At 38.9% G+C, this 11,845-nt stretch carries 8 protein-coding genes and 1 pseudogene; 8 read left to right on the forward strand and 1 reads right to left on the reverse strand.

The features are described from left to right. From ataA to M2R48_RS00325, 7 genes and pseudogenes are all read left to right on the forward strand, one after another. Nucleotides 1–2,808 (forward strand): annotated as a pseudogene (ataA, locus tag M2R48_RS00295) (trimeric autotransporter adhesin AtaA); the annotation flags it as partial. Between the two features lie 63 nt (nucleotides 2,809–2,871). Beyond that, on the forward strand, nucleotides 2,872–3,666 hold the full coding sequence (gene tpgA / locus M2R48_RS00300) for a trimeric autotransporter adhesin/peptidogylcan-associated protein TpgA (protein ID WP_105713947.1): 795 nt from the start codon (nucleotides 2,872–2,874) through the stop codon (nucleotides 3,664–3,666). 311 nt (nucleotides 3,667–3,977) lie between these two features. Then, nucleotides 3,978–4,403, forward strand: coding sequence for a hypothetical protein (locus M2R48_RS00305; RefSeq protein ID WP_262084755.1), 426 nt, complete (start codon nucleotides 3,978–3,980; stop codon nucleotides 4,401–4,403). A 361-nt stretch (nucleotides 4,404–4,764) separates the two neighbouring features. Continuing rightward, on the forward strand, nucleotides 4,765–6,594 hold the full coding sequence (ilvD, locus tag M2R48_RS00310; RefSeq protein ID WP_004718884.1) for a dihydroxy-acid dehydratase: 1,830 nt from the start codon (nucleotides 4,765–4,767) through the stop codon (nucleotides 6,592–6,594). A gap of 248 nt (nucleotides 6,595–6,842) precedes the next feature. Continuing rightward, entirely contained in the window at nucleotides 6,843–8,183 is a 1,341-nt protein-coding gene (locus M2R48_RS00315) for a hypothetical protein (RefSeq protein ID WP_004718883.1), read from the forward strand. Beyond that, entirely contained in the window at nucleotides 8,176–8,466 is a 291-nt protein-coding gene (locus M2R48_RS00320; RefSeq protein WP_016539541.1) for a chorismate mutase, read from the forward strand. Before M2R48_RS00315 ends, M2R48_RS00320 begins: the two co-directional genes overlap by 8 nt. A gap of 52 nt (nucleotides 8,467–8,518) precedes the next feature. Next, complete coding sequence (locus M2R48_RS00325; protein ID WP_262084756.1) at nucleotides 8,519–8,896, forward strand: surface-adhesin E family protein; 378 nt, start codon at nucleotides 8,519–8,521, stop codon at nucleotides 8,894–8,896. Nucleotides 8,897–9,463: 567 nt separating this feature from the next. Here the strand turns inward: M2R48_RS00325 and M2R48_RS00330 are convergent. Continuing rightward, nucleotides 9,464–10,861, reverse strand: coding sequence for a glutamine synthetase family protein (locus M2R48_RS00330; protein ID WP_262084757.1), 1,398 nt, complete (start codon nucleotides 10,859–10,861; stop codon nucleotides 9,464–9,466). Nucleotides 10,862–11,069: 208 nt separating this feature from the next. Between M2R48_RS00330 and M2R48_RS00335 the strand changes: the two genes are divergently transcribed. Next, a complete protein-coding gene (locus tag M2R48_RS00335; RefSeq protein WP_004818219.1) occupies nucleotides 11,070–11,813 on the forward strand; it encodes a sulfite exporter TauE/SafE family protein in 744 nt (247 codons plus the stop codon). Nucleotides 11,814–11,845: the final 32 nt, after the last annotated feature.

Below are 11,845 nucleotides of genomic sequence, written 5' to 3' on the forward strand. Positions count from 1 at the left end.
ACAGCATTGACAGTTAAAGATGGTAGTGGCAACACAGAAACTAGCATCAACAAAGCGATCAATACTCTCAATGCATCGCAAGGTGAGACTGATAAGTTTGCAGTGAAGTACGACAAGAATGCTGATGGTAGTGCAAACTATGACAACGTAACCCTTGCAGGTACAGGTGGAACCACGATCACCAACGTTAAAGCAGGCGCTATTAATGCAACATCAACTGATGCGATCAACGGTAGTCAATTGTACGATGTTGGTAATAGTCTGAAAAATGCAATTGGCGGTTTGACCACGAGAGATGCAACGACTGGTATCATTACGACAAGCAACATTGGTGGCACGGGTTCAAACACAATTGATGGTGCAATCAACAGCATTAAAGATTCAGCAACTAAAGCGAAGACCACAGTTACGGCTGGAGACAACGTTGTTGTGACTGCTGGTACCAATGCAGATGGTTCAAGTAACTATCAAGTTGCAACAGCGAAAGACGTAAACTTCGATAAAGTGACTGTAGGTAATGTTGTTGTTAATAAGGCAAGTGACACAATTGAAGGATTGAGTAATAAAGATCTTACAGCGAGTGATTTTGCGACTAAAGGTAGAGCAGCGACTGAAGAGCAATTGAAGCAAGCTGTCACGAAAAACATCACTGAAGTTGTAGATGGTAATGGCAACAAAGTGAATATTATTGATCAAGTTGTAAATACGAAACCTGACAATAAAAATCAAGATTCATTGTTCTTAACCTACGATAAGCAAGGTCAAGAAACCACAGATCGCTTGACGATTGGTCAAACAGTGCAGAAGATGAATACCGATGGTATTAAGTTCTTCCATACCAATGCCGATATGTCGAAAGGTGATTTGGGAACAACCAATGACTCAAGTGCGGGTGGTTTAAACTCTACAGCGATTGGTGTAAATGCAATTGTGGCAACAGGTGCAGATAGTGCTGTTGCATTAGGTCACAATACAAAAGCTGAGGGCAAACAATCCATTGCAATTGGTCAGGGTGCTGAGGCATTAGGTACACAATCAATCAGTATTGGTACGGGCAATAAAGTGAAAGGCAACCATTCTGGTGCGATTGGTGATCCGACCATTGTTGATGGTGCAAACAGTTATTCTGTAGGTAATAATAACCAAGTGCTTACAGATGATACGTTTGTACTTGGAAACAATGTGACCAAAACAGTTGCTGGTTCAGTTGTGTTAGGCAATGGCTCAGCGGCGACGACTGGTGCTGGTGTTGCGGGTTATGCGCTGTCAGCTGCAACAAGTGCAGACAAAACAGCAATTAGCAATACAACATCAACAACTGGTGCAGTAGCAGTTGGTGATGCGGCAAGCGGTATTTATCGTCAAATTACTGGTGTTGCAGCGGGTAGCGCAGATGCTGATGCTGTAAACGTAGCGCAGTTAAAAGCTGTTGGTAACCAAGTTGTTACCACTCAAAACGCACTTGTAAATGGTTTGGGCGGTAATGCGAAAGTCAATGCTGACGGCACCATTACAGGACCAAGCTATAATGTTGCACAAGGTAATCAGTCGAATGTTGGAGATGCTTTAACAGCATTGGATAAAGCCATTGGTTCTGCAGCAACAACATCTAAAACGACTGTTTCTAATGGTCAGAATATTGTTGTGAATAAGAGCAAAAATGCTGATGGTTCAGACAACTATGAAGTATCAACAGCAAAAGATTTAACAGTTGATTCTGTGAAAGCAGGTGATACGGTTCTCAATAATGCTGGAATCTCAATTGGTAATAATGCGGTTGTGATAAACAACACAGGATTAACTATTGCAGGTGGGCCAAGTGTAACGGTGGCAGGTATTAACGCTGGTAATAAAACAATTACCAATGTGGCAAATGCTGTTAACGCTACAGATGCAGTCAATAAAGGGCAGTTAGATAGCGCAATTGGCACTGTGAATAACAATGTCAATGAGCTTGCCAATAATGCTGTTAAATATGACGATGCATCAAAAGATAAGATCACACTTGGTGGTGGTGCAAATGGCACAACCATTAGCAATGTAAAAGATGGTGCAGTTAGTCAAGGTTCTAAAGATGCTGTAAATGGTGGTCAATTATGGAATGTTCAGCAACAAGTTGATCAAAACTCAACGGATATCAGCAACATCAAAAATGATATTAACAATGGTACTGTCGGCTTAGTTCAACAAGCAGGTAAAGACGCAACAGTTACAGTTGCGAAAGATACTGGTGGTACAAGTGTGAGTGTGGCGGGTAAAGATGGCAACCGTGTTGTGACAGGTGTTAAAGATGGCGCAGTCAATGCAACATCAAAAGATGCAGTCAACGGTAGCCAATTGAATACGACCAACCAAGCAGTTGTGAATTATCTTGGCGGTGGTGCTGGTTATGACAATATTACGGGTAGCTTCACTGCACCAACTTACAATGTAGGTGACTCTAAGTATAACAATGTCGGTGGTGCAATCGATGCATTGAACCAAGCGGATCAAGCATTGAATAGCAAAATTGACAATGTCAGCAACAAGTTAGACAACGCTTTCCGTATTACCAATAACCGGATTGATGATGTAGAGAAAAAAGCCAATGCGGGTATTGCAGCAGCAATGGCACTTGAATCAGCACCATATATTCCTGGTAAATATACCTATGCAGCAGGTGCGGCATACCATGGTGGTGAGAATGCGGTAGGTGTGACCTTACGTAAAACTGCAGACAATGGACGTTGGTCGATTACAGGTGGTGTTGCAGCAGCATCTCAAGGCGATCCAAGTGTTCGTATCGGTATCAGTGGTGTAATTGACTAAATCACGAGACAAGGAAGATCGAACGGTCTTCCTTTTTCTTCGCAAATTTTTAAGAGAGAAAAAATGAAAGCATTTAACAAAAAAATTATGTTCAGTGTATTCAGTGGTCTTGTGATGTCATTGAGTCATGCTGCTGAAGTTGAAACATCAAATACCCAAGAAATTCATTTTCCTGAAGTGAAAGACAGTTATTTAAAGCAAGTGAATCGTTATGAATATGATGACGTGGCACGTTTAGATAAAGGTTTAAGCAAAGATCAGATTCGCCATGTTTTGGGGAATCCGCAATTTTCTGAAGGCCTCTTTGCTGTTAAAACTTGGAACTACGTATTGGATGTTCGAGAACCGAGTTCAAATCAATATAAACGTTGCCAGTTACGCATAGACTTTGATAAGCACTACCGTTCAGAAAACTTATATTGGAAAGGTGAACAATGCCAAGGTCTGATGGCTTGGGGTATCAATAACCAATCCGCGACAGAACAAACGGCTCTATCCTCTACAGGCCAATCAGCCAGTGTTTTATTCTATTTTGATCATTCAGATAAAAGTGGGGTAAAAAATCCTGAAGTGATTAGCAAAATTGCCGATCAAATTAAACAAACTGATGGGAATAGCAAGATTTTTGTTGCAGGTTATACCGACCGTTTAGGTTCATTTCCGTATAACCAACGTTTATCAGCAGCGAGAGCCAATACCGTTGTAAATTTGTTGAAACAACAAGGAATTCCTGCGGATCAAATTCAATTTTCAGCAGAAAATAAAACGGATGTGTATCAGAAATGCAATGGAATGAACAAAAAAATTCAATTGGTTGAGTGTTTAGCACCTAACCGCCGAGTAAACATCACTTGGTAAAACTGAATGCATAATCAAATACATTCAGTTTAAAAGAAGGTGTTTGTTCTTCAAATAGATTGAGCCTTATTGCATACCAACGCCCGATGAAATTCATCGGGCGTTTTAAATTATTTACTGTTCTGGTTTATTTTGAATAAATCATACATCACCAAATAATATTGATTGCCAAGTTAACCCAGCAGAAACATCAGCAACACACTTTTTAAAGAAAGCCTTTAACCAAACTTTTTAATGCAATGCTTTAAAAAGAATTAAACTATTCACTTAACTTGGCTCTAAAATCTAATTTGAATGTATTGAGTATAAAAATGATGAAGAAGATAGTATTAGTGTTGCTTGGTTTCGGGTTTGCTGTGCAAACACAGGCCTTTGATAAAAATCAGGTGAATTTGGCCAATGATTTTTGGGGAACTTGGACTGTGTACAATGCGGAGGCCCAATGTACCGAAAGCTATCAATTTACTCAACCAGACCAATTTACTTACACCACAAAGCAAAAACGGATGACAGGTGATTTTGCAATATTAAGAAATGAGAATGCTCAGACTTTAGATGTTTTAGCCATGAAAGTTAAGCTAGACAACAAAAAAGCCGGTTGTGGTGGCGAGCCTGTGGATTATAGCAATGCTGATATCCGGTTAAGTTTAAAATGGATATCTGCCAAAACAGCGGAGCTTTGTACAGACCGTGAAGGCAAACAATGTACTGGCTTATATTTGATTAAACAGAAATAATCTGTGCAAAAATGAATGAACGGGCTTTTTTTGAGGCCTTTTATAAAATAAAATTTAGTGAATTTTATTAAGTGATAAATATTTTTTATTAAAAAATAAAAAATTATTCATAGAAGTTTTGTGTTTTATCCAACACGATAGCGTTATATTAAATTCTAATGTTTTATTTATCTATAAAGCTTGTTGGAATATCAATAGACACGTCTTGTTTAAAAAAAGATCATGCTCAAGATCATTGGTTATATGCTAAGTTATAGTATGATGTGTTCATATTTCGACTGATTTATTGCTATATCATCAGTTTTATTTAGCCAGAGTGAATTGATATTCATTTCAAGCTCAAACAATGTTGGAAATACAAATGCCTGACTATCGTTCAAAAACATCGACACATGGAAGAAATATGGCTGGCGCACGTGGCTTATGGCGTGCAACAGGAATGAAAGATGAAGATTTTGGTAAACCGATTATTGCGGTAGTCAACTCATTTACTCAATTTGTACCTGGTCATGTACATCTGAAAGACTTAGGTCAGCTGGTTGCTGAACAAATTCAAGCAGCGGGTGGCGTGGCAAAAGAATTCAATACGATTGCGGTCGATGATGGTATTGCAATGGGGCATGACGGCATGCTGTATTCATTGCCTTCGCGTGATTTGATTGCAGATTCTGTTGAATATATGGTCAATGCGCATTGCGCAGATGCCATGGTGTGTATTTCTAACTGCGACAAAATCACACCAGGGATGTTAATGGCGGCAATGCGTCTGAACATTCCAGTGGTATTTGTGTCTGGCGGTCCAATGGAAGCAGGTAAAGTTAAAATCCGTGGTACAGAACATGCGATTGATCTCGTTGATGCGATGGTGGTTGCTGCTGATGATAGTTTTACCGATGAAGAAGTAAAACAATATGAGCGTTCAGCTTGCCCAACTTGTGGTTCATGTTCAGGTATGTTTACAGCCAACTCAATGAACTGTTTGACAGAAGCCCTTGGTTTATCTTTACCGGGTAATGGTTCAACTTTAGCAACCCATGCAAATCGTCAAAAATTATTTGAAAAAGCCGGTCAATTGATTGTTAAGTTGGCAAAACGCCATTATGAGCAAGATGACTACACCATATTACCGCGTTCAATTGCGACCAAAGCATCTTATGAAAATGCGATGACGCTAGATATTGCAATGGGTGGTTCAACCAATACCGTATTGCATTTATTGGCCGCGGCACATGAAGCAGGTGTTGATTTTACCATGGACGATATTGATCGTTTATCGCGTAAAGTGCCTGTGTTGTGTAAAGTTGCCCCTGCAAAACAAGATGTCCATATGGAAGATGTCCATCGTGCAGGCGGTATCATGTCAATTCTAGGTGAATTGGATCGTGCTGGCCTATTGGATACATCAGTCTATACCGTACATGAAAATACGTTGAAAGATGCCTTAGATAAATGGGATATTATTCGTACCGAAGATCCAGAGGTTTACGAGTTCTTCCGTTCAGCACCAGGCGGTGTTCCGACTCAAACCGCATTTTCACAAAACCGTTATTATCAAACTTTAGATGGTAACCGTGAAAAAGGTGTGATCCGTAATGCTGAACATGCATTCTCTAAAGACGGTGGTTTGGCTGTACTGTACGGGAACATCGCTGTAGATGGTTGTATTGTAAAAACTGCGGGTGTAGATGATTCGATCCTGAAATTTAATGGTACGGCTCGTGTCTTTGAAAGCCAAGACGCTGCTGTAGATTCAATTCTTGGTCATGAAATCAAAGCTGGTGATGTGGTTGTCATCCGTTATGAAGGTCCACGCGGTGGTCCGGGTATGCAAGAAATGCTTTACCCAACCAGCTATCTAAAATCGAAAGGCTTAGGTAAAGAGTGTGCTTTACTTACAGATGGTCGTTTCTCTGGTGGTTCTTCAGGTCTTTCCATTGGTCACGTATCGCCAGAAGCTGCTGAGGGCGGTGTTATTGGATTGGTTGAAGATGGTGATTTGATTGAAATCGATATTCCAAATCGTACAATTCATCTCGCTGTTGATGATGCAACCTTAGCTGCACGCCGTAAAGTTCAAGACGAAAAAGGTTGGCAGCCAGCTGAAGAACGTCCACGTAAGGTTTCAAAAGCATTAAAAGCTTATGCTATGCATACCACCAGTGCGTCGAAAGGTGCGGTGCGTGAAATCTAAGCGTTAAAATACGATTCCCAAACAAAATAAAAGCACTCATGGATTGGGTGCTTTTTTTTGCATTGACCTAACGATTTAAATTTTATCGAGTTTTGGGATATTGATCATTCAGATTCAAATTGTTATAAGTTTTGTTATGACTGGTTAGAATTAATTTTCTCAGCATCACCCGTGAATGAATGGTATGCTTGAGCGAGTTTCAATCAGATTTTCTTTTATTTTTCAGTGCTTATTTCGAGGCTCTACGCATGTCACTGTTACGCCGTTGGTTTGATCCAATCCGATCGAGTTGGTTTTACCAAAAGCCGATTCGTCAAGAGGTGTTATCTACGGAACAGGGACTGAGTATTTATCTGCGTTTAGATGATGTTTATAGTTATCTTGCTGTACAGCAACTGACCCAATTGGAAGATCTTTTAAGTGATGATTTAAAGCCACTTAAAGTGATTATTTCCAATACCGCAGCAGAACCCCCCAATGGCATGACCATAGAGGAATGGCGTAATTATAGTTTAGAAGACGCCAAAATCTTAGCCAATCAACATCGCTTTAGTTATGATGATGAAAAACCAGAACAACCGACTCAAGAAGCATTACAACAAGCGGAAACAATTCTTAGAAATACACCGCTGACCGGTCAAAATTTTCTTTATTTACTCGAAGATGTATTTCATATGCTGTGGCAGCAGCAGTATGGCAAATTGCGTACTTTATTCGTGATGGCTAGTCAGCATCAAAAACCACAGAATTTTCCAGAACGTATTTTTGGTCAAAGCCCAATTTTAGAAAGCTATTTTGAATTTGGTGGACGTAAATATCATGCAGTGGATGATTTATTACGGCTGACTCGTCGCTTAAAACAACAAAAATTATTGATTGATAACCCTATTTTTCTGATCAATCACATTGAATGGCGTGAGCATTTGATGAGTGATGCGGAAGAGCTTGCTGAAATTCAGGCCATGCATCCTGAACTTGATTTATATATTGCCTTAGAGGACCCAATCAGTTGGTTATTATTGGCATATATCAAAGAAGAACTCGCAAATTATTATAATATTCAGTTGAACTTATTTCCGCTGAGTTATCACGGTCGGGACTTTTTTGATTGGAGTTTGGCAACCCGTCTTTCCAAGCGCTCAGAAGTGAAATTTACCCCGTTCTGTCGTCCGACTGCTGAAAGCACCTTAAATATGGCAAAGCTTTATTACAGCGTACCAGAAGAGCAACGTGTAGATGTGATGTATGACATTTTACAAGCGGTTTGGACCAAGGGGCGTGATTTATCATTCAAGCCGCATTTACAGCAAATGCAACATGATTTAGGGATTGAAAATCTAACAGATACAGATGTTGAAGCTTTATTAACAGCCAATGATCAGCAATGTGCAGAGAAGCATCAGCCTGATTTTCCTGTTTTAGAATTGCGTATTGAAGGAAAGCGTTACGTTTTTAATAGCCTATATCGGGTTTGGATGATTGAAAGTATTTTTAGTAATGTGTTAGAACAGAAGTATAAAGCCGAGAATGAGTTGGAACGCGCTCAACATCATATAGAAGCACAGGATGCAGAAAAAACAGATGATTAAAAAAGAGAAATGTGAATCATTAGAACAAGTACGTGATCGAATCGATCAGTTGGATCAGGAGCTGATTGAACTGATTGCAACCCGCCAATTTTATGTTGATCAAGCTGTCCGATTTAAACGTAATGTAGACGACGTACAGTCTCCAGAGCGTGTACAACAAGTGATTAATAAAGTACGTCAGAAAGCCATAGATGTTGGCACCAACCCTGATTTGGTGGAAATGCTCTATCGGGAAATGATCCAGCATTTTATCCAAAGAGAATTAAAAGAAATCCGTCCATAACGGTGATGTGATTTCAATTTTGCCCATAAAAATATTTATTTTAGAGAACGGTATGAAAAAAATTATTCTAATCTGCATCACAACAATGTTGAGTCAGTACGCACTTGCAGAAAATTGGAAATTTATTGTCAAAGATGAGGATGGCAGTTTTTATCTAGATACCGATCGTATTGTGAAAAAAGACAAAACGGTTAATTATTGGGCTAAGTTTGTTGCTGATGCAGACAGTGAAGAACTGGATATGAAAAAAGGTGACTATACACTTTCTCATAATTTAGACCAATGTGCTGATCGTACGACAAATATCACCTTGGTTGAAGATTATAAAAAAAATGGTCAATTGATCAATAGCGATCCACAAGAATCAGATCCAAGTAATATCGATGATGATGAAATTAATCTGGCATTTTTTAAAGTCGTATGTAAATAATTTTTAAATTGTTATTTATTTCAATGTTTAAATCATAACCAGCATTAACATAATTCAGTCTAAGCTGCTTAAAATCCCTTTTATATAAAAGGGGTTTTTTATTGATCAGTGTTAATTTATGATCATCATATTATAGCCAAACCACCTAATTATTCATATAAATGATTTGCATCAAGTCATTGATCATAAATGAACTTATGTTCTTGTATCAACTCTTAGAAACTATTGGTTATCAATTCGTTTTTTGTACTTTTGAATCATAGATGGTTATCCTATCGTGGGGCGACATGGATGTCGCCGTTGGATGGAGGTACAGGACGTACCTCTCATCCAACAGAAGATTTTTGTTACTTTTCATCTCTGAAAAGTTAGGCATCGCCTACACAAACTTATTCAAACTTTCAAAGCAAAATGTGGCAATGAACGTTTTTATAATCAAACAATTTATTCCACCATGTAATTGATTTAATTAAAGATATAAATTAAGAGAAACTATATTCTTGTGTATGCGTTTTTGACAAGTTGACTATATTTTGATTTAGGCATTTTCATTCTTGAATCAGCCCTTTATATGCCCCATTCCAATTCTGCATTTGTGATTTTATTGATGACAGATTGATATTCAAATTTTTTACATGCACACCATAATTGGATGAAATCTGAACCAAAATATTGTTTAAAGACTGCATGTTTTTCAAATAATTGCAGTGCTTCAAGCTGATGAGAGGGTAAGAAATGCTGTGAGTTAATCACTTTTACTTGCTGGATTGATTGAGGTAAATCCAGTGCTGCATGTAAGCCATGCAGTACCCCCGTCAGAATCGTTGCAACACACAAATAAGGGTTGACGTCTGCACCCGCAACACGATATTCCAAGCGTTGATTGTCCTGATCTGAACAGGGGATGCGAATCGCAACATTGCGATTATTGAAGCCCCAATTGGCTTCTAGTGGAACATGATTGCCAAGTTGAAATCTGCGGAATGCGTTAATATTGGGTGCTAAAATAGCCATGGATGCGGGCATTAAGTCAAGTAAACCTGCAATCACTTTGTGCATGATGGGGTTTGGATTTTTTAACTGATCTATTTTAAAAAGATTGTCTTGCCATTGGTTGCGTATGCTCATATGAAAGTGCATGCCGCTGCCTGCTTTCGCCATATTTGGTTTCGCCATAAAACTGGCTTTTAAACCATGTTGCATCGCAATTTGACGAATCATTCGTTTAATACTCATGATGTCATCACACAGTTTTAAAATGTTGTCACTGTGCTGAATATTCAATTCAAATTGTCCAGAAGCACTTTCAGCTACAACACCTGTTAAATCAATATCTTGTCGTTTTGCTTCTAATTCAATTTGTTGAATGACAGTTTGAAAATTATGCGGAGTATCGACATCGAAACATTGGGTAGAAAGCGGATCAGATTGGGGAGAAAACGGAGCATCTTGGATATTTTCAGACAAATAAAATTCGATTTCACCAGCCATCATTGGAAAATAGTGCATCTGATGCAGTGTCGATAAAATTCTTTTTAATATATTGCGAGGCTCAATCACACAATCTGAACCATCATCGGATTTCATGGTTAATAGCAGCTGGGCATGCTGATTGGGTTGATCTGCACAAGGCTTTAGACTGCTCAAGATGGGTATACATAAGCGATCGGGTTCACCAATATATTTCCCCAGCCCACTTTCTTCAACCACTTGACCATCCAAGCTCATCGCATAAATAGACAATGGAAAATAACAACCTTTCTGCAATTGGTGGAGGGCATTTACTTCAATACGCTTACCACGAAGATGACCATTGAGATCATGTAAGCAGATATCAATAAACTGGGTCTCTGGATAATCTTCTAAATATTGTTGGATTTCTTTGTCAAAATCATGCATGTCCTGATTTTCTAAGACCAGTGCTGTGGGGAATATTTTTGTAGAATTGGTAAGCGACATATTCATTGTGAATAGATCCAAATGAGGTAAAAAAATTATAGGAAGCTTGCTTACTTGAGTAACGTAAAATGATCGTAAATTCTTTTCTTAGACACTTAGCCAAAACACTCAATCTCAAGCCTCAATCATTGCTTGAGGCTCTATCCTAAAAACAGTGATATTTCAAAACAAAGCTTTGGCGTAGCATTGCCTCAGAATATTGAGGTAAAACGACATGATGGGATTTGTAATTGGTGTATTTGCAATTGCAGGCATGATTAAAGGCACAATTGGTCTTGGCTTACCTGCCGTTTCAATGGGACTTTTAAGCCTTGTGATTAGCCCATTCCAAGCCGCAACTTTATTGATCATTCCATCTATGGTGACCAACTTTTGGCAATTGTTTGCTGAAGGTCATGTATGGCGGTTGGTTCGCCGTTTTTATCCCTTATTGTTGGGAATTATTATCGGTTCAATTTGGAGTATTTTCCCCACTTTAGGCCACTCTAGTGGTGGTTTCCATAGTGAAGCATTACTGGGGGGAATGCTGGCATTGTATGGACTCTATGGTTTATTTTCCAAACGTATGCCAAATCTTGCACCGCATGAAAAATGGCTTTCGCCAATCATTGGATATTTAGGCGGTGCTTTAACTGTTGCCACGGGAGTGGTGGTGATTCCTGTGGTCCCTTATTTACAATCTTTGCAGTTAAAGCGTGATGATTTGGTTCAATCTCTAGGTTTAGCTTTTACCGTTTCAACCCTGTGCCTTGCCGTTTTTTTACATCAAAACCCTGTTGAAGATACGCCAATTGATTATCAGTTATCTCTTATTGCCTTAGTACCTGCATTAATAGGAATGTGGGTGGGAACAAAAATTCGTTATCGTATTCCAGAGCAAAAATTTCGTAAAGTTTTCTTCTGTGGCTTGGTGATTTTTGGCTTATATTCAGTATTGCATCAATTTGGCGTGATCTAATTCGTGGACTTAAATGGTCGTGTAATCGCGCT

This window comes from Acinetobacter sp. I-MWF (genome assembly GCF_025433935.1).
GTDB classification, from domain to species: domain Bacteria; phylum Pseudomonadota; class Gammaproteobacteria; order Pseudomonadales; family Moraxellaceae; genus Acinetobacter; species Acinetobacter guillouiae.

Coding starts and splice junctions, on each gene's coding strand:
- tpgA (WP_105713947.1), top strand. CDS start 2,872: ATGAAAGCATTTAACAAAAAAATTATGTTCAGTGTATTCAGTGGTCTT.
- M2R48_RS00305 (WP_262084755.1), top strand. CDS start 3,978: ATGATGAAGAAGATAGTATTAGTGTTGCTTGGTTTCGGGTTTGCTGTG.
- ilvD (WP_004718884.1), top strand. CDS start 4,765: ATGCCTGACTATCGTTCAAAAACATCGACACATGGAAGAAATATGGCT.
- M2R48_RS00315 (WP_004718883.1), top strand. CDS start 6,843: ATGTCACTGTTACGCCGTTGGTTTGATCCAATCCGATCGAGTTGGTTT.
- M2R48_RS00320 (WP_016539541.1), top strand. CDS start 8,176: ATGATTAAAAAAGAGAAATGTGAATCATTAGAACAAGTACGTGATCGA.
- M2R48_RS00325 (WP_262084756.1), top strand. CDS start 8,519: ATGAAAAAAATTATTCTAATCTGCATCACAACAATGTTGAGTCAGTAC.
- M2R48_RS00330 (WP_262084757.1), bottom strand. CDS start 10,861: ATGAATATGTCGCTTACCAATTCTACAAAAATATTCCCCACAGCACTG.
- M2R48_RS00335 (WP_004818219.1), top strand. CDS start 11,070: ATGATGGGATTTGTAATTGGTGTATTTGCAATTGCAGGCATGATTAAA.